Consider the following 19890-nt stretch of genomic DNA (forward strand, 5'->3'; position numbering starts at 1 on the left):
CCCGGCGCCCGGGAGCAAGGGACGGCGGTGGCACTTCCCCCCCGCCGGCCCGCTCCCGGGCGCCGCGCCCCGTCCCCGCGGGCACTCCCCGTTCCTCCCCGAGCCATGACGAGGGTTCCATGGATGGTCAGCCGACCGCCGAGGTCATCGAGCAGATCCGCGACATACCGCTCTACCGCGCATCGCTGGCGAAGGGCTATTTCCCGGTCCTCGACAAACCGGACATCGCCCGCGGCTTCCCCGAGAACTGGATGACCCCCCGGCTGGCCGCGGCCCTTGAGGCCGGTGAGGCGGAATACGTGCTCTCCACCGGCACCAACCACGCCCGGATGCAGCTGATCCGGCCCCCGTACTTCCTGCTGCACTCCTACTACCGGCTGTGGAGCGAGCATCCGGACATCGCCGGGACCTGGGAGTCGGGCTGCCGGCGGGTCTCGCTCACCACCGTGCTGGCGACCGAGCACGTGGCCCGGGTCGGCGCGGCCCGGCGCGGCGTCCCGCCGGCGCCGGTGCCCTCCTTCGAGGACCGGTGGCTGGACGACCGCACCTGCTACCTCAACCTGCGGCTCGACCCCGCGCGGTGGGAGCGCGACGAGGTCCTGCGGATGCTCCGGGAGATCGAGGCGGCCCGGCAGTCGCACCCGCGGGGCGAATACCACCTCGACTGCTCCGGGTACCACCTGGCGCATCTGCTGCGGAAGGTCGGGGAGTGGGGGCTGTGGGACGACTTCCCGCCGCCCGCCAGCATCATCCACGCCTACGAGTACACCCCGGTCAACGTCCGGCGCTTCCTGGCACAGCACTTCGACTGCCCGGTCATCGACCTCTTCGGCAGCACCGAGCTCGGCTACCTCTACTTCAGCGACCGGCGCGGCGGATACCGGCCGTACCTCGACGGGATGAGCGTGGAGCTGCATCCGGTCGCCCCGGAGAGCACGATCCACGAACTCGTCGTCTCCAGCGTGCGCAATCCCTTCATGCCGCTGATCCGCTACCGCTCGGGCGACTGCGTGCGCACCCTGGACGGCACGCCGGACCCGGACCGGATCACCCAATTCTGCGGCCGCCGGAAGGAGTTGCTGCCGACGCGGAACGGGCCGGTCGCCCAGGGCGACCTCGACCGGTGCATCGGTGAGCTGTCGCCGGACGTGTTCGTCTACCAGCTGCAGCTGACCGGTCCCGCCGAGGCCCTGCTGGCGTACACCACCTTCCACGGCATCCCCGTCGGGGCCGCCGAGTCCGCCGCGCTGGAGGACGCCGTCGGCGCGCTCACCGGGCGGCGCTGCCGGCTGGTGCACCACGCCCACGTCCCCATCGGGAAGTCCGGGAAGTACGCCTGGCTCGTCGACGCCGACTGATCCGCGCACCCCCCTCCCACCTGCCCGTCCGCACCCGCACAGGAGACCCATGACCAGCCGCCCGCCGCTGTCCGCCGACGCCCTCCGGGAGTTGCTCGGGGAGGCGCTGCACACCGAGGTCCTCGACCATTTCGCCGCCCGCAGCGAGGCGCCGCGGGAGTTCGTGGCGCGGCAGGTCACGGAATGCCTGCGCTACCTCTTCCTCGTCTCGCGGTACCGCGACCGGCTCGGCGGCCTGTTCCTCCCGGTCGAGCAGGACATCGACGAGATCTGGCACTACCTCATCCTGCAGACCCGGGAGTACCGCGCGCTGTGCGAACAGCGGCTGCCCGGGCGGTACTTCATCGAGCACCGCAGCATCGCCTACGAGGACTACCAGCAGGAGCCGGGCCGCGAGCAGGTCCTCGAAGAGGCGCTGCGCTGGATCCCGTTGTACTGCGCGGAGTTCGGGCCGTTCGACGAGGGGGCGCTGCCGCACTGGACGATCGTGCGCTTCCTCCACGAGCAGCTGGGCATGCCGCTCGCGGACATCGCGGCGCTGAAGTCGCCGGCACCGGTATAGGGGACCGCAGATCATGCGCGAAAGGCCGGAACAACGGCGCGTCCTGGCCGTCCTGGTGGTGGCCCAGGTCCTCAGCGGGGCCGGGCTCGCCGCGGGCATCACCGTCGGGGCGCTCCTCGCCGAGGAGATGTTCGGCTCGACCGGGCTGGCGGGCGTGCCCAGTGCGCTGTTCACCGCCGGGGCCGCGGGCGGCGCGGCCGTGATCGGCCGGCTGTGCCGCCGCTGGGGCCGGCGCCCCGGCCTCGCCCTCGGCTACGGCGCCGGGGCGCTGGGCAGTCTCGGGGTGGTCGCGGCGGCCGCCGCCGGGAGCGCCGTGCTGCTGTGCGCGTCCCTGCTGGTCTACGGGGCCGGTACCGCGACCAATCTGATGGCGCGTTACGCGGGCGCCGATCTGGCCTCCCCCGAGCGGCGCGGGCGCGCGGTGAGCACGGTGCTGTTCGCCACCACGCTCGGCGCGGTGGCCGGCCCCAACCTGGTGACGTGGACCGGTGACCTCGCGCGTTCCTGGGGCATTCCCCGGCTGGCCGGGCCGTTCCTGCTGGCCTGCGTGGCGTTCGCCGCGGCGGCGCTGGTGCTGGCCGTGCTGCTGCGGCCCGACCCGCTCCGGCTGGCCGCGCGCCTGGCCGCCGCGCCGGAACTGGCGGACGCCCCACCGGCGGCCGCCCCGGCGGGCGGCCCCCCGTGGGGCGACGCCCGGCGGCGCGGCCTGGTGGCCGGCACCGCGGTCATGGTCCTCACCCAGCTCGTGATGATCGCGGTGATGACGATGACGCCGGTCCACATGCTGGCCCACGGGTCGGACCCGCAGGCCGCCGGGCTGGTCATCGCGCTGCACGTGGCGGCCATGTTCCTGCCCTCGCCGCTCACCGGACTGCTCGTCGACCGGTACGGCCGGCGGTGGATCGCCGCCGCGTCGGGCCCGCTGCTGCTGGCCGCCGGGGTGCTCGCCGCGACGGCGCCGCCGCACGCGGTCCCGCAACTCGCCACGGCGCTGGTGCTGCTCGGCCTGGGCTGGAACGCCGGGCTGGTCAGCGGCACAGCCCTGGTCACCGACGCCCTGCCGCCCGAGCGGCGGGCCGCGGTCCAGGGCCTGGTGGACGTCGGCATCGCGGGCGCCGGTGCGGCCGGCGGGCTGTCATCGGGGCTGGTCGTGGCGGTGGGCGGTTACCCGGTCCTGGCGCTGGCCGGCGGGGTTCTGGCGCTGGCGGTCGTGCCCGCCGTGGGCTGGTCGGCCCGGGTGCCGCGCACGGTCCGTGGGGTGCCGGCGGCCGCAGGTACGGAGGCGGAGCGGTCATGAACTCCCGTACGCACGGCGGGTGGTGCGCAAGTGCACCAGGAGAAATCTCGAAACATGGCGTCATTTCGCGTTTTCCTGCTGGAAACCTGGATGCTGCACTGTGAGGGAAGGCTGTAGGCGCATGGACCTGCGACGGGGGACGAGGATGCGGAAGGACCGCGGCACACCCGGCATACCGGTGCGTGGCCTGCTCCGCGTCCCGCTGATCGCGGTCGCCGTGGTCCTGGCGTTCCTGCTGGGTGCGGTGGCCGCCGGCGCCGATGCGACCGCCACGTTCGCCGCCCCCGCCGCCACGCCCGCGGGCGCCCCGCCCGCCGTCAAGCCCGGTTCCGACTCCAACGAGGAGAAGACCAAACGGGACGCCGAGCGCGGCGCCCCCCGGGGGACCGCGCGCACCTCCGTCGGCGTGCCGCGGCACGCCGGCCGCCCGCTGCCGCCGTCCGGCCCCGACGGGCCGACGCCGCCTTCCACCGGTGGGTCCGGCGTCCCGGCCGCGGGCACTTCCACCCGGGCCGCTTCGAGACCGGCCCCGTTCCCCGTCCTGCACTGCGTCTTCCGCTGCTGAGCGCGGCCGTGGTGGCTCGCTCCACCAGCCGCATCCCGCACCTTCCCGCCACCACCCCCACAGTGGCACCACTCATCAGCAGGAGACCTCCTCGTGGAGACCTTCATCCAGCATGCCCGGGGCCTGACGGCCCGTATCGCCGAGCGGCGCGAGGAGCAGGAGACCTACGGCCGGCTCGCGGCCGGCCAGTCCCCCCTCGCCCTCTTCATCACCTGCTCCGACTCCCGGGTCGTCCCGTCCCTGATCACCGGGGCGCGCCCGGGCGAACTGTTCGAACTGCGCACCGCCGGCAACGCCGTGCCCGTCTACCGCGAGGACATGGCGGCCTGCGCGGAGGCCGCGACCATCGAGTACGCGATGCGGGTGCTGCGGGTCGCCGACATCGTGGTGTGCGGTCATTCGCACTGCGGCGCGGTCGGCGCCAAGGCCCGCGGCGAGGACCTGACCGGCGCGCCGGCCGTGCGCGACTGGCTGGCCCAGGCGCTCTCCGACGAACTGCCCGAGGACCCCGAGCCGACGGTCTCCGCCGCGGTCCAGCAGCACGTGCGCCAGCAGCTCGCCCGGCTGCGCGAGTACCCCTGCGTGCGGGAGCGGCTGACGGCCGGCGAGGTGAACCTGCACGGCTGGTTCTACGAAGTGCACACCGGCCTGGTCGCGGCCCACCACCCGGCCACCGACCTGTTCCTTCCGCTGTGAGCGCGGGGGTGACGACGATGAAGCGACTGCTCTCCTCCCGCGCGGCGTCTTTCCGGGCCGACTTCACCGCCTCCCTGGTGGTCTTCCTGGTGGCCGTCCCGCTGTGCGTCGGGGTGGCCGTGGCGTCCGGCGTACCGGCCGAACTGGGCCTGGTCACCGGTGTCGTCGGCGGTCTGCTCACCGGGCTCCTGCCCGGCAGCAGCCTGCAGGTCAGTGGCCCGGCCGCGGGCCTGACGGTGCTGGTCTTCGAGGCCGTCAAGGAGTACGGCCTCGGGGTGCTGGGCGCCCTGGTGCTGGCGGCCGGGGTGCTCCAACTGGCCATGGGCGCACTGAAGTTGGGGCGCTGGTTCCGGGCGATCTCGGTCGCCGTCGTGCACGGCATGCTGGCGGGCATCGGCCTGGTGCTGATCGCCGGCCAGCTCTACGCCCTCACGGACGCCAAGGCACCCGGCAGCGGACTGGCCAACATCGGCGGTGTGCCGGCGCTGGCCGCCGCCACCGTCGGCTCGGGCACCGCGCTGTCCGCGCTCGCGGTCGGCGCCGGGACCATCGGCGTGCTGGTCCTGTGGCCGCGCTGGCGGCGCGGCGCCCGGGTGCTCCCGGCGCCGCTGGTCGCGGTGGCGCTCGCCACCACCACGGTCTGGGCGCTGGACCTGCCGGTCGCCCGGGTCCGGGTCAGCGGGCTGCTGGACGCGATCCAGCCACCGGGCATGTCGGACCTGAGCCGGCTCACCGAGGTCGGGGTGCTGGGCACGGTCCTCGCCTTCGCGCTGATCGCCTCCGCCGAATCGCTGTTCAGCGCGGCGGCGGTGGACCGGCTGCACGACGGGCCGAAGACCGACTACGACAAGGAGCTGTTGGCCCAGGGCGCCGGCAACACCCTCTGCGGCCTGCTCGGCGCGCTGCCGATGACCGCGGTGATCGTACGCAGTGCCGCCAACGTCCAGGCCGGCGCGCGGACCAAGGCGTCGCGGGTGCTGCACGGCGTCTGGCTGCTGGTGTTCGCCGCGGCGTTCCCGGCCGCGCTGGGCATCGTCCCGGTGGCGGCGCTGGCGGGCGTACTGATCCACGCCGGCTGGAAGTTGCTGCCGCTGAAGTCGTGGCGGCCGCTGTGGCGGGAGCACCGCGGGGAGGCCGTGGTGCTGCTGGTCACCGCGCTGGCCATCGTCACGGTCAACATGTTCGAGGGGGTGCTGATCGGTCTGCTGCTGGCGGTCGCGAAGACGGCCTGGGAGACCTCGCACGTCCACCTGGACATCCACACCCCGGACGACGCCGGGCAGCCGGTGGTGGTGCGGGCGGTCGGCAACGCCACGTTCCTGCGGCTGCCCAAGATCCTGGACCAGCTCGACGCGCTCCCCGCCCACCGGGACGTCGAACTGGACCTCGGCGGACTGCGCCATCTCGACCACGCCTGTGAGGCGGCGCTGACCAACTGGGCCGAGCAGCACCGCCGGAGCCGCCGTGCGGTGGAGCTGGTGTCCTGACGCCCTGCTGTCCTTGGGGGCCCGGCTTCGCGCACCGGACGGTGTGCGGGCCGGGCCCCGTCGTCATGTCCGGCGCGGTCCGCCGGGACACGACGGGGCGGCCGGGATGATTGCGTCCGCCGCGGTTGTTGAGCGAAGGTCAGGGCGGCCGCGGGCCGAGGTGCACCGCGGCCGGTGTCATCACCATCGTGCAGAGAGAGAGGACGGGCGGATGCCTCTTCAGGGTGAGTACGAACCGAGCCCGACGCCGTGGGTGCGGGAGCAGGTCGAGGAGTACGAGAGCTCCGGCGGGACGCGGGGCACGACGATCCGTGGGCTGCCGGTCGTGGTCCTGACCACCCGCGGCGCCCGGAGCGGCAGGATCCGCAAGTCCCCGGTGATGCGGGTGGAACACGAGGGGACGTACGCCGTGGTGGCGTCCCTGGGCGGCGCGCCCAAGAACCCCCTCTGGTACCACAACCTGGTCGCCGACCCCCGGGTGGAGCTCCAGGACGGCCCGGTCCGCCGGGACATGACGGCCCGTCAGGTCACCGGCGAGGAGAAGGCCGTGTGGTGGGGGCGAGCGGTCGAGGCGTTCCCCGATTACGACGCCTACCAGAAGAAGACGACCCGCGAGATCCCGGTGTTCGTCCTGGAGCCGGCGGCCACGGCGCACGGCTGAGGCGGCGGGGCCCCGACGTCCGCTAGAGCGTCACGAGCGAGACCTCGGTGGCCTTGATGCCGGTCCATACTGGCACCCCGTCGGCCAGGCCGAGTTCGAGGGCGGCGGACGGGGTGATCTCGGCGACGAGGTCGGGGGTGTGCGGCGAGGTGATGAGGATCCGCAGCCGGCTGCCCGCCGAGGTGATCTCCCGTACGGTGCCGGGCCAGACGTTGCGCGGGCTGCCGGCCGGCTTGTCGAGGTGGACGGAGACCGCCTCGGGGGCGATCACGGCCAGCGCCCGGGCGCCCTCGGGCAGGCGGTCGGCGACGACGAGGTGCCCGCCGCCGGCGAGCGCGAGGCCATCGCCGGTGGCGGTGCCGGGCCAGGCGTTGCGGCCCAGCATCCGGGCGACCCAGGGCGAGCGGGGATGCCGGGTGACCTCGGCGGGCGGGGCGTCCTGGAGGGCGCGGCCGTCGTCGAGGACGAGCACCCGGTGGGCGAGCGAGACCGCCTCGACGGGGTCGTGGGTGACGATCAGGCAGACCCCGTCGAAGCCCGCGAGATGGCCGCGCAGCGCGTGCCGGACGTGGGCCCGGGTGGTCTGGTCGAGGGCGGCCAGCGGTTCGTCGAGCAGCAGCAGACGGGGGCGGGCGGCCAGGGCCCTGGCCAGCGCGACGCGTTGGGCCTGGCCGCCGGAGAGCTGGGCGGGGCGGCGGTGGGCGAGGTGGCCGACGCCGAGCCGGTCGAGCCACTCCTGGGCGGCGCGGCGGGCCTCGGCGCGCGGGACGCGCTGCGCGCGCAGTCCGTAGGCGGTGTTGCCCAGGGCGTTGAGGTGCGGGAAGAGCGCGCCGTCCTGGGGGACCCAGGCGACGCCGCGGCGGTGCGGGGGCAGGGCGGTGACATCGGCGTCACCGAGGCGCAGGGTGGCGTGGGCGCGCGGGGTGAGGCCGAGCAGGGCGCGCAGCAGAGTGGTCTTGCCGGCGCCGTTGGGGCCGACGACCGCGATGGTGGTGCCGGGCCCGGCGTCCAGGGTCAGTGCGGTGAAGCCGGTGACCTCGGCGTGCAGCGGCCAGCGTTCCGGGTGCGGTTCCGCGGCGGTCTCCTGACGCTCCGTCACCGCGCGCGGGCCGCCGCTGTCCGTTCCGGCCGGCTCGGTCTCGTCGGCGGCCGGCGCGGGGCGCGGTGTCCGGCCGGCCGGCATCGCGCCGGTCCAGCGGCCGCGCAGGCAGATCAGCACGGCCATGGCGATGACGAGCAGCAGCAGGGAGACCGAGGTGGCGGCTTCCGGGGAGTCCTGGAGCAGCAGGTAGACCTGGAGCGGGAGGGTCTGGGTGGTGCCGGGCAGATTCCCGGCGAAGGTGATCGTGGCACCGAATTCGCCGAGCGCGCGGGCCCAGGTGAGCGCCGCGCCGGCGGCCAGGCCGGGGGCGACCATGGGCAGGGTGACGGTGGCGAAGACCCGGACCGGGGACGCGCCGAGCGAGGCCGCGGTCTCCTCGTAACTGGGGCGCAGGCCGGCGAGCGTGCCCTCCAGGCTGATGATGAGGAACGGCATGGCGACGAAGGTGGCGGCGACCACCGCGCCCGAGGTGTGGAACGGCAGGACGATGCCGAAGGTGTCCTCCAGCCAGGGGCCGAGCAGTCCGCGGCGGCCGAAGCCGAGCAGCAGGGCGACACCGCCGACGGTCGGCGGCAGCACCATCGGCAGCAGCACCAGCGAGCGGACCACCGCCTTGCCGGGGAAGCTGACCCGGGCCAGCAGCCAGGCCAGCGGCACGCCGAGCAGCAGCGACAGGCCCAGGGCCCAGAAGGAGACCAGCAGGGACAGGCCGAGCGCCTCGGTGACACCGGGACTGGTCAGATGGGTGCCGAGGTCGCTCCAGGTGGTCCGGGCGAGGATGCCGAGCAGCGGCATCAGCAGGAACGCGATGGCGACCAGCGCGGGCACGGCGAGCGCGGCGGGGGTACGGGCGCCGGGCGTGCGGCGCCGGGCGGCCGCGGGCCGGGCCGAGGTGCGGGAGCGTCTCATCATCGGTCCTGGGGTCGGGGCGGGGTCGGGCCGGCCGGGGGGGGGCGGCCCCGGTGGCGCGCACGGGGCTGTCCGCTCCCCCGAGCCGGGCAGTCCCGTGCGCGCGGAGCCCCGTTACGGCTTCTGGAAACCCGCGTCCTGCAGGATCTTCTGTGCCTCGGGGGTGCTCAGCCACTTCACGAAGGCGGCCGCGGCGGCGGCGTGCTTCGAGGTCTTCAGGGTCGCGGCCGGGTAGGCGGCGACGGCGTTCTGCTTGTCGGGGATGTCGACGGCGTCGACCTTCTTCGGCGCGGAGGCGGCGTCCGTCCTGTAGACCAGGCCGGCGTCCGCCTCGCCCAGTTCGACCTTGCTGAGGACGGCGCGGACGTTGGGCTCCTGCGAGACCGGCGTGACCTTGAGCTTCTGGGCGTCCAGGACCTTCTTGCCGTAGCGGCCGACCGGCACCTCCGGGGCGGCGAGCACGACCTTCAGCTTGCTGTCGGTGAGGTCCTTGAGGGTGTGGACCTTCTTCGGGTTGCCCTCGCCGGTGACGATGACCAGGCGGTTGTGGGCGATGACGGTCGGGGTGCCGGTGTCCGCCTTCAGCCCGTCCATGGTCCTGGTGTCGGCGGTGACCAGCGCGTCGGCGGGGGCGCCCTGCTTGACCTGGGCGGCGAGTTCCTGGGAGCCGGCGAACGAGAAGTTCACCTTCGTGCCCTGGTGTTCCTTCTCGTACACCGCGGCGGCCTTCTTGAAGACGTCGGTGAGCGAGGAGGCGGCGAGGACGGTCAGCTGCGTGTTCGCGGTGCTGCCGCCGGACTTCCCGGCGCCCTTGTCGGTCTTGCCGTCGTCCTTGCCGCAGGCGGCGAGCGGGACGAGGAGGGCGGCGGTCACGACCGCGGCGGCGGCGCGTCGTCCGGTGCGGAACTGGGGCATGGGCGGGACTCCTTGTGACGCGGGACGAGGGATCGTCCGAGCGGATGGGAAAGCCGCGCCGTGGACGGGCGACGCCGCTGGGATGAGAGCCGGCCGGTGGGGACGGGGCGCGGTCCGGCTGTGGTGCTGCCGCGGTGGGCGGTGGGGAGCCGGCCCGGTGGTGCGGGCGGACGCCGCCGCGGGGGTTCGGGGAGCGGTCGGTGGCCTCAGGAGCGGTCGATGTGCACGCTGGTGGATTTCACGCGGGCGGTGGCCTGCATGCCGACCTCCAGTCCCAGTTCCTCCACCGCTTCCCGGGTCAGCAGGGAGACCAGCCGGTGCGGACCGGCCTGGATCTCGACCTGGGCGGCGACATCGCCGAGTTTCACGGCGGTGACGATGCCCGGGAAGGCGTTGCGGGCGGAGGTGTACGAGGCGTCGTCCTCACCGGTGCCGGTCTGCGCCACCTCGATGGAGAAGGCGGCCAGATCACGGCCGTCGATGAGGCGGCGGCCGCTGTCGTCGCGATGGGTCGCGACCTTGCCGGCGTCCGCCCACCGGCGGGCGGTGTCCGGGCTGACGCCCAGCAGCCGCGCCGCCTGGCCGATTGTGTAGGACTGCATGTGCGACAACATAAGCAGCTCAGCCTGGCAGGTGCAATCCACAGGAAGGATCTCCGTAGCAAATGCCAGCCGCCTTGGAGGAAGGGACGAATTTCCTCGCGATGCGCGGCCGGACGGCACCGCGCAGGGTGTGGGCATGAGCCTGAGCATCCGCAATCAGTTGTCCGGGACGGTGCGCTCCGTCGCCCCCGGCGAGGTCATGGCCCTGGTCAGGGTCCGGCTGGACGGCGGGCAGGAGATCACCGCCGCGGTCACCCGCGAGGCGGTCGGGCAGCTGGGCCTCGCGGCGGGCACGGCGGTGCGGGCGCTGATCAAGTCCACCGAGGTCGCCCTGGCCACCGGCGGGGTCGAGGGGCTGAGCATCCGCAACCGGCTGCCCGGCACGGTCACCGACGTCTCGGCCGGCGGCGCGATGGCCGGGGTGAAGGTCGCCGTCGCGGGCGGCGAGCTGACCGCGGCGATCACCAGGGACGCGGCCGAGGACCTGGGACTGGCGGCCGGTTCCGAGGTGACCGCGCTGATCAAGTCCACCGAGATCGCGCTCGCCGCGGCCTGACCGCACCGGCCCGGGCGTCACTTCGGCTGCCCGGGCGGGGCGCAGGTGCCCACCCAGATGCCGGTGATCGCGCTGATGTAGCGGGCCCCGCAGCGGTCGGAGGGGACCACGAGCTGACTGCCCGCGGTGTCGAGGGGACGGCCGTCCATCGCCGTGGCCAGCAGGACCGGGGCGTCGCCGAAGTCGGCGTCGATCTCCGCCCAGGAGAGCACCGCGTGGTGCCCGTCGCCGCCGCTGACGGCGAGCAGGTAACGGGAGCGGTCCTTGCGCCGGGACGCGTCGAAGGCCGGGCCCGCGGCGTCGAGGACATCCCGCAGCAGGACGCCCTCGAAGGTGTGCCGCTGCGGCCCGTTGGTGGCGCAGTCGAAGACCACCTCGGCCCGGTGCCGCGGCCACCGCTCGCGCAGCTGGGCGACGGTCAGCGCGAGCGGGCGGCGGAGCTGGCCGCGGATCTCCAGCGGCCGGGGGGCGGGTGCGCCGGTGTCCGCGGGCGTCGGGCGTACGGCGGTGGTGGTGCGGGACGGCGGGCCGGGTCGGCGCATTCGAGTCCCCCTTGAGGCGATCCGCGCGGTGACTGCCCTCTGTGATGCCCGAGCCGTGCACCGTTGAATCACGGATACCACCCTTCTGACCCTCTTACCCTCGCTGATGTGAGGGAGATGGCGCCCGAAGAGCGGTATCTCCGACCGGCAGGGCGCCGTCCCCGCGCCCGACCGGGGCCGGCCGCGGGCAACGGGGAAAACCACCATCGCCGCGGGCCGGAACTGGATGATCAACCAAGAGGGCTTTGGGCTGGATGAGCTTGCATTTACGATGCGAGTACCCACATTCACCTCGTGAATGTGAGATGCCGGATCCGCCGCCGGCAGCCTATCGAGGAGCCAGCACATGCACGTCCACGATCTCCTGCGGGTCGACTCGCTCGACCTGACCCTGCTGTGGGGCGAGGGCCCCCTGCTCGACCGGGAAGTCCGCGGGGTCACCGCCACCGACCTGGAGGACCCGGCGCGGTTCCTGCAGCCGGGCGAGCTGGTGCTGAGCGGACTGGTGTGGTGGACGCCCGGTGACGACCGCGCGAAGGTCGACCGGTTCGTCTCCGCGCTGGCCGCCGCCGGGGCCACCGCGCTGCTGGCGGGCGAGGAGACCCACGGCAAGGTCCCCGACGTGCTCGTCGACTCCTGCCGTGACCACGGGATCGTGCTGGTCGCGGTCCCCGCGCACACCACCTTCCGGGCCATCACGGAGGCCGTTTACCTGCGGCAGTGGGGAGAGCTGAGCCGGCGCCCCACGGACCACTACGCGCTGCCGGAGAACGTCCGCGACGAACTGGCCGCGCTGCTGGCCGCGGACGCCGCCCCGGACGTGCTGCTGGACCGCGCCTTCGCCCACCTGGGCGGGCCGCCCTGCTACCTGCTGTCCGCGACCGGCCGGGTGATCGCCCGGACCCCGGCCGCGCCGCCGCTGACGGCGCGGCAGGCCGTCAAGGCCCTCGAAGCGGCCGGGACGGGCCCGACGGTGCGGATCGACGGGGACGCCGGCCCGTACGACACCTGGTATCTGCACGTGGGCGGCCGGGCGGACGCGCCGCCGCGGGCGGTGCACGAGATCGCCGAGGTCGTGGGCGGGTACCGCCGGCAGGCCGCGCCCCGGCAGGCGGCCGCGCGGCGGGCCGCGGACGGGCTGGTCGCCCTGCTCGCGTCGGCCGATGCGGGAGCGGCGGACGGCGCGGCGCTGGAGGCGGCGCTGCAGGCGTGCGGTCTGCCGGCCGCCGGTCCGTACCGGGTGGTGCTCGCCGCGCTGGGTGGTGCGGAGAGCGGTCACGTGGTGAGCGCGCTGGCCGAGGCGCTGCGGCACTCCCCCGGCGAACGGTTCGCGGCCGGGCGGCTGCCGGGCGGCGAGGCGGTCGCCGTGGTCCACGCGGTCGCCTCGGACGCCGAGGACTCCACCCCGCTCGCCGAGGTCTGGCCGGCGCTCACCGCCTGCCGCCCGCAGGCGCCGCTGCACGCCGGGGTCAGCGCTCCCGTAACGGCCCCCGGCGACCTCAACTCCGCCTTTCAGCAGGCCCGTTACGCCCTGGCGTCGGCCCGTGCCGCGGTGCCGGACGGGGCCCGGGTGACCGGTGTCGAGGGGCTCGGCACGCTGGCCGAGCTGCTGGCCGGGGTTCCCACGGAGGTCCGTGCGGCCTTCAGCAGCCAGGTGCTGGGGCCGCTGGCGCGGGCCGGCTCGACGTCCCACCGGATGCTGCTGGAGACGCTGGAGGTCTTCCTCGCCCAGCACGGCTCATGGGCGCGGACCGCCGAGGCGCTGCACCTCCACGTGAACACGGTGCACTACCGCATCCAGCGCATCGAGACCCTCACCGGCCGGGACCTGTCCCGGCTGGACCACAAACTCGACCTGCACGCGGCCCTGCTGTGCCGCTGAGGGAGCCGTCCCGGCCGCGCCGCTGAGGGGACGCGCCGCCCCTCCCCCGTTCACTCCCGCCCGCCCGGCCGGTCGACATGCACATGGGTCGACTTCACCCGGGCGGTGGCGGTCACCCCGACCTCGATCCCCAGCTCCTCGACCGCCTCCCGGCTGACCACCGACACCAGCCGGTGCGGCCCGGACTGGATCTCGACCTGGGCGATCACGTCGTCCATCGTCACCTTGGTGACGATCCCCGCGAAGGAGTTCCGCACGGACGTGAGCACCTCGCCGGGCACCGGATGGAGCCCGGCGGCGCGCTCCTTGGCGAACGCGGCCAGGCTGACCCCGTCGATGACGCGGTTCCCCCCGCCGTCCCGCCGCATCCCCAGCTGACCGCCGTCGGCCCACCGCCGGACGGTCTCCGAACTCACACCCAGCAGCTCCGCTGCCTGACCAATGCTGTACGTCGGCACGGTCGCACTCTAGGCGGTGTCTCCCCCCCGGCCCGGCCCCCGCCCCGACCGCGTCTGCCGGCCATCCCTCCCGGGGTCCGATGCCATCCGAACGGAGCAGCGAAATCCGCCATCGGTGCGAGCGGACCACCCCTTGCGCGCCCGGGGCGCGGCGCCGCCGGAACTCGATGCGGGACCACCCAACTCGGCGCACCGGTCACCACGTTGGGGTGCGGAACGCGCTCTGAGTCGACGTCAAGGATGCGGAGTTCGTGGTGTCTATTGGGCTTTCTCCCGTTGCGTCCCAAAAACCCCGATGTGAATCTGGTATCCCATTCGTCAAAGGAGTTGATCGCATGGTTACGGATCGCACAGCGCCGGTCGAGACGGCCACCCTGGCCGCCGAGGTCGAGGGACTGCTTGAACCCGCCGAGGCCGACGGCGTCTTCCGCGACACCCGCGAGTGTGGAGGTGCGCTGCTGCTGGCCGCGCTGCTCCTGATCTCGCCGCCCACCCCCCGGCCCAAGACTGACGTCCGCTGAGGGGAAAGCGTTGGCTGAACAGACGCAAGGAGCAGTCCCGCTCAGCGCTGTGATCGCCGATGCCGCAACCGGGGTCGCCCTCGCCCTGCGGGGTGAGGGCGACCCTTATGCGTTGTCCGGCATGCTGCGGCACGAGGATGCGCTGACCCCGGCCGCGGTACGGGTGCTCGGCGCCGATGCGCTGGCGCCGTACGCCGTGGAACACCGGGCGGCACCGGCCGGCGCGGACGACGAAGCGGTGGTGCGGCAGGCGCTGATGGCCTACCCACCGGGTGACGGCGCCTCCGAGGTGTCGCTGTGGAGTTACCGCGGCCTGGTCGAGGCCGCGCACGCGTTCCTGCCCGGGGGCGGCCGGCCGTGGCCGCCGGCGCCGGAGGCCGGCACCGCGTGGGTCGGCGACTCCCCCTGGCCGAAGCTGTCGCACCGGGTGTCCCAGCTGGCCGCGCTGGCCCTGCCGGGGCTGGCGTCCGGTCTCGCCGAGCGGCTCGCCGCCCGTACCGACGACCTGTCCCGCGGATTCGTCCGGGCGGTCCGCCGCCGGGACTGGCCGCAGGCGGCCGGGGTGGGCCGTTGGCTGGCCCGGCTGCCGGACGTGCCGCAGACCCTGGGGCTGGACAGCGGGCTGGCGTTCGTGGCGCAGATGGGCGGCGCCGATCCGCGGGTCGCGCTGCACGTCGCGGCCGCCCGGCGGTTCTACGGGCGGGGCGGATGACCGGCGGGCACGGCGACCCGGGGCTGCTGGACCACATGGTCCGGGCGAGCCTCGGGTGGCTGGACGGGGCGCGCGGGTTCTTCCGCCTGCCGCCCGACGTGACGACCGACGCCGACCCCAATCTGACCCTCAAACCGCTCGGCGAGCTGGCCGAACTCACCCAGCTGATCGGGGCGGTGCACCCACGGGCGGAGATCCGCCGGACGGCCCGCGGGCTGTTCGCGTTCGCCTGGAACGAGACCCGGGACGGTGAGCTCTTCGCCGAGCTGATCCGCGGCGAGCCGTTCGCCACCTACCCGGTGGAGCTGTACGGGGTGTTCGCGCGGGCCGGGCTGCGCCATGCCGAGGCCGACGAACTGGTGCGGACCACCACACGGCTGCGCGGCTGGCGGGTGGCGCGCGAGGACCACACCCGTACGCTCGGGGTGCTGAACGCCGAGCGGCGGATCGGGCTGCGGCCGCACGCCGACTTCGCCCCGGTGCTGGCGCTGACCGGGCTCGGCCGGCTGCCGGAGCCCTGGGCGCTGGACCGCAAGGCGGCCTACGGCATCACCCACGACGTGTTCCACCTGACCGACTGGGGGCGCGATCGGCAGCGGCTGTCCCCCGAACTCGCCGGCTACCTGCGGCTGTGGCTGCCCTCCTGGCTGGAGAACTGGCTGGAGGAGCAGCTGTGGGACCTGGTCGGCGAGCTGCTGGCGGTGACCGCGTGCCTGCCCCGGGCCCCGTACGATCCGGTCGCCTGGCAGCGGCTGGCCGGGGCGCAGGCGGCCGACGGCAGCGTGCCGGAGATGGGCGCGGCGCCCGGCTCCGGCGACCCGGGCGAGATGTTCACCGCCTGCTACCACTCCACCCTGGTGACCGCGTTCGCCGCCACCCTGGCCCGGATCGCCGCCGACGAGGCCGAGGCCGGCCCGCGGGGCGGGGACCCGGCGCTGGTGGGCGGCCGGACGCCCGGCGAAAGCGAGAGTGCCCCGTGACCGTGACGGCCGCGTCCCCCGCCCTGCTGCACGGTGTCGGCGACCGGGCCCTGTCCTGGCTCGACGACCACCGCGAGCATTTCCGGCTGACCCCCGAGGACTTCCGCTCGAACGGCGCGGTGGTCGAGCGGCTCAAGCCCATCGGGGAGCTGGCGCTCAACATGCACGTGCTGTTCCGGGAGGGTGTGGCCGGTTCCCGGCAGAAGGCCCGGGCCGGGCAGTTGCTGGACTTCGCCTGGCGCGAGCTGCTGGACGGCGGCAACGTGCTGGCCCGGCTGCAGCACGACGAGCCGCTCTCCCCCGTACCGCTGGAGGTCTACGCGACCTTCCACGAGCTGGGGCACCGGCACCCGGGGCTGGAGGCGGCGGTGGAGGTGTGCCGGCGCACCGCCACCTGGAACGCGCTGGAGATGATGCCCAACCGGCGCCTCGGGGTGCTGAACGCCGAGCGCAAGCTGGGTCTCGCCCCCAGCAGCGACTTCGGGGAGGCGGTGGCACGCACCTGGCTGGGGCAGCTGGCCGAGCCGTGGACGGTGCAGCTGCACATCGCCTACGACCTCACCCACACCGTCTTCCACCTCACCAACTGGGGCGAGGCGCCCGAGCGGATCCCGGAGGACATCGCGGACTACCTCACGCGGTACCTGCCGGCCTGGACGGAGGACTGGGCGGACCTCGAACACTGGGACCTGCTGGGCGAGTTGCTGGTCGTCGACGCGTGTCTGCCGCGGCCCACGCTGGACGCGGAGCTGTGGGAGCGGTACGCCGCCGCGCAGTCCGACAGCGGGGCGATGCCGATCCAGCGCGGGATACCGCAGGGCGATCCGGCGCGGGTCTTCGACCTGGTGCACCACCCCACCCTGGTCGCCGCGTTCGCCTCGGCGATGGCCACCTCACGGGCCATGTCCGCGGTCTGATGGGCAGACTCTGATGGGCACTCTCTGATGGGCGCGACGCGCGGCGCCGCGCCGGGTGACCGCCTCGCCGACGCGGTCACCCGGATCGACGCGCCGGACGTGGTGCTGGCGGTGACCCGGCGGGGCGTGCGGACCGTGGTCACCGGCGGCACCGCGCTGGCCCCGCCCACCCCGCGGCAGGCCCTGCGCTACGAACTCGGCTCGCTGTCCAAGACGTTCACCGTGCTGCTGCTGGCCGATCTGGCCCGCTCCGGCGTGCTGTCGCTGGACGATCCGCTGGTCGACCATCTGCCCCGCCTGCCGCTGCGGTACCCGTGTGCGCGCCGGATCACCTTGCGGCATCTGGCCACCCACACCTCGGGGCTGCCGCGGATCCCCGCGGACCTGATCGTCGGAGCGCTGGTGCATCCGTACGCCAACAGCTACGCCCGCTACGACACCGAGCGGCTGCTGCGGACCTTCGCCCGCACCCGGCCCCGGAACCGGCCGGGCACCCGCTGGCGGTACTCGAACTTCGGGCTGGCGCTGCTCGGTCCGGCGATGTCCCGGGCCGCGGGCGAGGACTATCCGGCGCTGCTCGGCGGCCGGGTGCTGGGCCCGCTGGGGCTGTCCGGGACGACGCTGGCGCCCGGCGCCACCGGCACCGACGCGGTCGGGCACCGGACGAACGGGGTGACGCCGGTGGCCAGCGCCGACATGGGCGCGTTCATGGCCGCCGGATCGGTCCGGGCCACCCCCGGCGATCTGCTCAGGTATCTGGAGGCGCACCTCTCGCCGGAGGACACCCCGCTGGCCGGGCCGCTGCGCGACGTCCAGGTCCCGCTGCTGCGGCGCGGCTGGCGGCGCCGCAACACCCACACCCTGACGTGGTACCAGCACCCGGCGCCGCGCGGTCCGTTGCTGTTCCACGTCGGGGCGACCTTCGGGCAGCAGGCGTTCCTCGGGTTCCATCCGGCCACGCACACCGGGCTGGTGGCGCTGGCCACCCGGCGCGGCCGCACCTGCCGGATGATCACCACCGCCTACGAGACGCTGTACGCGCTGGCCGGTGAGCCGCCCGCGTGACCGCCCGCGGGCCCGGCGGTCACAGCTCGCCGGCCAGGATCCGGGGCAGGGAGGTGCCCGGGCGTTCCTCGCTGGCCTGCCGGAAGACCTCCGTGTAGGCCCGGTCGCCGATCGCCGCGCGGGCCCGCTGCTCGCACTCCTCGCGGACCGCGCGCAGTTCCGGGGTGCCGCGCTGGGGGTGCCCGACGGTGCGCCAGAGGGCCTGGCCGCTGCCGTAGACCCGGGCGGCCGCGGCGCCGGCGCCCTGTGCGGCCAGCGCGGCGGCGAGCAGGTCCAGGCCGAGGGCGATGCCGAACTTGTCGCCGATGCCCTGCTTGGCGGCGAGCATCGCCCGGGCGTGGCCGGCCGATTCCGCCGGCCGGCCCTGGAACAGCGAGATCAGGGCGAGCTGGTAGTCGGTGTAGGAGCGGGTCCAGTACTCGCCGCGTTCGACGCAGCCGCGGCGCAGTGCGGTGGCCTCGGCGCGGGCCTCGGCGAGCTTGCCGATGCCGGTGAGCGCGAAGATCCGTACCAGGTGGCAGCGCAGCCGCCCCGGCGAGTCGAAGGGGGCGTCCGGCGGTGGGCCGAGGACCTGTTCGGTGACGGCGTGGGCGGACATCGGGCGGCCGGCCATCAGGTGGGTGAGGCCGATGAGGTAGCCGGCCGCCAGCACCGCCTCGGCGTCGCCGGACGTCCGCGCGGCCCGCGCGCACTCCCGCCCGAGGGCGTCGGCCTGCGGCAGATCGCCCTGGAGCAGGACGGCGACGCCGAGCGCCCACAGGGCCCGGGTGCGGGCCCGGCTGGGCCCGTCGTCGGCGGCGAGGGCGCGGGAGAGGTAGTCGCGGGCCTCGTGCAGATGGCCGCAGCAGCTCCAGAAGAAGCCGACCGCGGCGCTGAGTTCCTGGGCCCGCTCGGGGGCGGTGACCAGCAGATGGTCCAGTGCGGTGCACAGGTCGACGTGCGCGTCGGCGGTCCTGCGGTACCAGCCGACCTGCCCGGGACCCAGCCAGCCCTGTTCGGCGCGGCGGCCGTGGCCGACGAAGTGCGCGGCGTGCCGGTCGGCGAGGGCGGGTGCCTCACCGAGCTCGCCGAGCCACATCCGGCCGTACTCGCGCAGGGTGTCGAGCATGCGGAAGCGGCCGCCCTCGCGGGCGAGCACGGACTTGGCGGCCAGTCCGGTCAGGGCGGTGCGCACCTCCGCCTCGGTGAGCGGACCGCCGGTGCACACCGCGCCGGCCGACTCCGTGTCGAAGGTGCCGCGGAAGACGGAGAGCCGGGCCCACAGCAGCCGCTCCAGGGGGGTGCAGAGTTCGTGGCTCCAGCCGATGGTGCAGCGCAGGGTGCGGTGGCGGGGCGGCGGCGGCAGCGCTGCGCCGGTGTCGAGGGTGTCGAAGCGGGTGGCCAGCCGCTCCGCGATCCGCTCGACGGAGCTGGTGGCCATCTGCGCGCCGGCCAGCTCCAGGGCGAGCGGAATGCCCTCCAGGCGCCGGCAGATACCGTCGGCGGTGGCCGCGTGGGCGGGGTCGGTGAGGACGAGGCCGGGCGCGGCGGTGCCGGCCCGGTCGGTGAGCAGGGTCAGGGCGTCGTTGTCGCCGGTGCAGGGCAGCGGGCCGATCTCGGTGACGCGTTCGCCGTCGAGGCCGAGCGGCTGCCGGCTGGTGACCAGCACGGTCACGCCGGGCGCGGCCGTCAGCAGGTCGCCGAGCAGGTCCCGGCAGGCGGCCACGAGGTGTTCGCAGGAGTCCAGCACCAGCAGCAGCCGTTTGTCGGTGAGCCAGGAGCACAGCGCGGCGGCCGGGGTGCGCGCGGTGTGGTCGGCGAGCCCGACGGCGTCGCAGACCGTGGCCAGCAGCCGCCCCTCGCCCTGTAACGGCCACAGATCGGCCCAGCCGACCCCGTCGGGGAACCGCGGTGCCGCCGCCCGGGCCGCCCTGACGGCGATCCGGGTCTTGCCCACCCCACCGGGCCCGGTCAGGGTGACCAGCCGGTGTGCCGCCAACTCCTGGTCGATCCGCTCCAGTTCGCTCCGCCGTCCGACGAAGCTGGTCGACTCCTCGGGAATGCTGCTCGCCACGGGGCCAGTGTGCCCCAGCTTCGGCCCGGGTGGCGCGGGGTGGCGTGGTG

The 19890-nt window shown here is 74.5% G+C and carries 20 protein-coding genes; 14 read left to right on the top strand and 6 right to left on the bottom strand.

The genetic code is table 11. The annotated features are described in order from the left end of the window. The first annotated feature begins 119 nt into the window (after nucleotides 1-119). From V2J85_RS04635 to V2J85_RS04665, 7 genes are all read left to right on the top strand, one after another. Nucleotides 120-1358 carry a phenylacetate--CoA ligase family protein gene (locus V2J85_RS04635; protein ID WP_330820692.1) on the top strand — a complete coding sequence of 413 codons (1239 nt, stop codon included), beginning with the start codon at nucleotides 120-122 and terminating at the stop codon, nucleotides 1356-1358. A gap of 49 nt (nucleotides 1359-1407) precedes the next feature. Continuing rightward, a complete protein-coding gene (locus V2J85_RS04640) occupies nucleotides 1408-1920 on the top strand; it encodes a glycine-rich domain-containing protein (RefSeq protein ID WP_261952938.1) in 513 nt (170 codons plus the stop codon). 13 nt (nucleotides 1921-1933) lie between these two features. Next, nucleotides 1934-3217 carry an MFS transporter gene (locus V2J85_RS04645; protein WP_330820693.1) on the top strand — a complete coding sequence of 428 codons (1284 nt, stop codon included), beginning with the start codon at nucleotides 1934-1936 and terminating at the stop codon, nucleotides 3215-3217. 121 nt (nucleotides 3218-3338) lie between these two features. Beyond that, a complete protein-coding gene (locus tag V2J85_RS04650) occupies nucleotides 3339-3782 on the top strand; it encodes a hypothetical protein (protein WP_330820694.1) in 444 nt (147 codons plus the stop codon). 93 nt (nucleotides 3783-3875) lie between these two features. Next, nucleotides 3876-4478, top strand: coding sequence for a carbonic anhydrase (locus tag V2J85_RS04655; RefSeq protein WP_261952935.1), 603 nt, complete (start codon nucleotides 3876-3878; stop codon nucleotides 4476-4478). Between the two features lie 17 nt (nucleotides 4479-4495). Beyond that, nucleotides 4496-5965 (top strand): SulP family inorganic anion transporter, encoded by a 1470-nt coding sequence (locus V2J85_RS04660; RefSeq protein WP_330820695.1) that lies wholly within the window; start codon nucleotides 4496-4498, stop codon nucleotides 5963-5965. Between the two features lie 211 nt (nucleotides 5966-6176). Further along, nucleotides 6177-6626 (top strand): nitroreductase family deazaflavin-dependent oxidoreductase, encoded by a 450-nt coding sequence (locus V2J85_RS04665; protein ID WP_330820697.1) that lies wholly within the window; start codon nucleotides 6177-6179, stop codon nucleotides 6624-6626. A gap of 22 nt (nucleotides 6627-6648) precedes the next feature. On the opposite strand, the gene V2J85_RS04670 is transcribed toward V2J85_RS04665, so the two are convergent. The 3 genes from V2J85_RS04670 to V2J85_RS04680 all read right to left on the bottom strand — a co-directional run bounded on the left by V2J85_RS04670 (nucleotide 6649) and on the right by V2J85_RS04680 (nucleotide 10154). Then, complete coding sequence (locus V2J85_RS04670; RefSeq protein ID WP_330820698.1) at nucleotides 6649-8637, bottom strand: ABC transporter permease; 1989 nt, start codon at nucleotides 8635-8637, stop codon at nucleotides 6649-6651. A 114-nt stretch (nucleotides 8638-8751) separates the two neighbouring features. Further along, the gene (gene modA, locus V2J85_RS04675) at nucleotides 8752-9552 is read right to left on the bottom strand and encodes a molybdate ABC transporter substrate-binding protein (RefSeq protein ID WP_330820699.1); all 801 of its coding nucleotides are present in this window, start codon (nucleotides 9550-9552) and stop codon (nucleotides 8752-8754) included. A gap of 206 nt (nucleotides 9553-9758) precedes the next feature. Further along, on the bottom strand, nucleotides 9759-10154 hold the full coding sequence (locus tag V2J85_RS04680) for a TOBE domain-containing protein (protein WP_261952930.1): 396 nt from the start codon (nucleotides 10152-10154) through the stop codon (nucleotides 9759-9761). Between the two features lie 136 nt (nucleotides 10155-10290). Between V2J85_RS04680 and V2J85_RS04685 the strand changes: the two genes are divergently transcribed. Further along, on the top strand, nucleotides 10291-10710 hold the full coding sequence (locus tag V2J85_RS04685; protein WP_261952929.1) for a TOBE domain-containing protein: 420 nt from the start codon (nucleotides 10291-10293) through the stop codon (nucleotides 10708-10710). A 17-nt stretch (nucleotides 10711-10727) separates the two neighbouring features. Here the strand turns inward: V2J85_RS04685 and V2J85_RS04690 are convergent, their stop codons facing one another. Beyond that, nucleotides 10728-11252, bottom strand: coding sequence for a molybdopterin-dependent oxidoreductase (locus V2J85_RS04690; protein ID WP_261952928.1), 525 nt, complete (start codon nucleotides 11250-11252; stop codon nucleotides 10728-10730). Between the two features lie 346 nt (nucleotides 11253-11598). On the opposite strand from V2J85_RS04690, the gene V2J85_RS04695 reads away from it, so the two are divergent. Continuing rightward, nucleotides 11599-13134 (top strand): PucR family transcriptional regulator, encoded by a 1536-nt coding sequence (locus V2J85_RS04695; protein WP_261952927.1) that lies wholly within the window; start codon nucleotides 11599-11601, stop codon nucleotides 13132-13134. A 50-nt stretch (nucleotides 13135-13184) separates the two neighbouring features. On the opposite strand, the gene V2J85_RS04700 is transcribed toward V2J85_RS04695, so the two are convergent. Continuing rightward, a complete protein-coding gene (locus V2J85_RS04700) occupies nucleotides 13185-13592 on the bottom strand; it encodes a TOBE domain-containing protein (RefSeq protein ID WP_261952926.1) in 408 nt (135 codons plus the stop codon). Nucleotides 13593-13927: 335 nt separating this feature from the next. On the opposite strand from V2J85_RS04700, the gene V2J85_RS04705 reads away from it, so the two are divergent. The 5 genes from V2J85_RS04705 to V2J85_RS04725 are packed head-to-tail and all read left to right on the top strand — an operon-like array spanning nucleotide 13928 to nucleotide 17787. Continuing rightward, nucleotides 13928-14113, top strand: a complete 186-nt coding sequence (locus tag V2J85_RS04705; RefSeq protein ID WP_030411128.1) for a hypothetical protein — start codon at nucleotides 13928-13930, stop codon at nucleotides 14111-14113. A 10-nt stretch (nucleotides 14114-14123) separates the two neighbouring features. Then, nucleotides 14124-14825: a hypothetical protein gene (locus V2J85_RS04710; RefSeq protein ID WP_261952925.1), complete on the top strand. Its 702-nt coding sequence runs from the start codon at nucleotides 14124-14126 to the stop codon at nucleotides 14823-14825. Continuing rightward, nucleotides 14822-15805: a DUF6895 family protein gene (locus tag V2J85_RS04715; RefSeq protein WP_330820702.1), complete on the top strand. Its 984-nt coding sequence runs from the start codon at nucleotides 14822-14824 to the stop codon at nucleotides 15803-15805. Before V2J85_RS04710 ends, V2J85_RS04715 begins: the two co-directional genes overlap by 4 nt. Beyond that, nucleotides 15802-16722: a DUF6895 family protein gene (locus V2J85_RS04720; protein ID WP_330820703.1), complete on the top strand. Its 921-nt coding sequence runs from the start codon at nucleotides 15802-15804 to the stop codon at nucleotides 16720-16722. Before V2J85_RS04715 ends, V2J85_RS04720 begins: the two co-directional genes overlap by 4 nt. A 27-nt stretch (nucleotides 16723-16749) precedes the next feature. Beyond that, complete coding sequence (locus tag V2J85_RS04725; protein ID WP_330820704.1) at nucleotides 16750-17787, top strand: serine hydrolase domain-containing protein; 1038 nt, start codon at nucleotides 16750-16752, stop codon at nucleotides 17785-17787. A gap of 19 nt (nucleotides 17788-17806) precedes the next feature. Here V2J85_RS04725 and V2J85_RS04730 read toward each other — a convergent pair whose 3' ends face one another. Further along, nucleotides 17807-19840 (bottom strand): ATP-binding protein, encoded by a 2034-nt coding sequence (locus V2J85_RS04730; RefSeq protein WP_261952921.1) that lies wholly within the window; start codon nucleotides 19838-19840, stop codon nucleotides 17807-17809. Nucleotides 19841-19890 lie beyond the last annotated feature (50 nt).

Source organism: Streptomyces bugieae (assembly GCF_036352915.1).
GTDB lineage: Bacteria > Actinomycetota > Actinomycetes > Streptomycetales > Streptomycetaceae > Streptomyces > Streptomyces endophytica.

Excerpts from the sequence above, each read along its gene's own strand:
- V2J85_RS04705 (WP_030411128.1), top strand. The coding sequence starts at position 13,928 with ATGGTTACGGATCGCACAGCGCCGGTCGAGACGGCCACCCTGGCCGCC.
- V2J85_RS04640 (WP_261952938.1), top strand. The coding sequence starts at position 1,408 with ATGACCAGCCGCCCGCCGCTGTCCGCCGACGCCCTCCGGGAGTTGCTC.
- V2J85_RS04695 (WP_261952927.1), top strand. The coding sequence starts at position 11,599 with ATGCACGTCCACGATCTCCTGCGGGTCGACTCGCTCGACCTGACCCTG.
- V2J85_RS04685 (WP_261952929.1), top strand. The coding sequence starts at position 10,291 with ATGAGCCTGAGCATCCGCAATCAGTTGTCCGGGACGGTGCGCTCCGTC.
- V2J85_RS04660 (WP_330820695.1), top strand. The coding sequence starts at position 4,496 with ATGAAGCGACTGCTCTCCTCCCGCGCGGCGTCTTTCCGGGCCGACTTC.
- V2J85_RS04690 (WP_261952928.1), bottom strand. The coding sequence starts at position 11,252 with ATGCGCCGACCCGGCCCGCCGTCCCGCACCACCACCGCCGTACGCCCG.
- V2J85_RS04680 (WP_261952930.1), bottom strand. The coding sequence starts at position 10,154 with ATGCAGTCCTACACAATCGGCCAGGCGGCGCGGCTGCTGGGCGTCAGC.
- V2J85_RS04645 (WP_330820693.1), top strand. The coding sequence starts at position 1,934 with ATGCGCGAAAGGCCGGAACAACGGCGCGTCCTGGCCGTCCTGGTGGTG.
- V2J85_RS04670 (WP_330820698.1), bottom strand. The coding sequence starts at position 8,637 with ATGAGACGCTCCCGCACCTCGGCCCGGCCCGCGGCCGCCCGGCGCCGC.
- V2J85_RS04665 (WP_330820697.1), top strand. The coding sequence starts at position 6,177 with ATGCCTCTTCAGGGTGAGTACGAACCGAGCCCGACGCCGTGGGTGCGG.
- V2J85_RS04725 (WP_330820704.1), top strand. The coding sequence starts at position 16,750 with ATGGGCGCGACGCGCGGCGCCGCGCCGGGTGACCGCCTCGCCGACGCG.
- modA (WP_330820699.1), bottom strand. The coding sequence starts at position 9,552 with ATGCCCCAGTTCCGCACCGGACGACGCGCCGCCGCCGCGGTCGTGACC.
- V2J85_RS04635 (WP_330820692.1), top strand. The coding sequence starts at position 120 with ATGGATGGTCAGCCGACCGCCGAGGTCATCGAGCAGATCCGCGACATA.
- V2J85_RS04715 (WP_330820702.1), top strand. The coding sequence starts at position 14,822 with ATGACCGGCGGGCACGGCGACCCGGGGCTGCTGGACCACATGGTCCGG.
- V2J85_RS04650 (WP_330820694.1), top strand. The coding sequence starts at position 3,339 with ATGGACCTGCGACGGGGGACGAGGATGCGGAAGGACCGCGGCACACCC.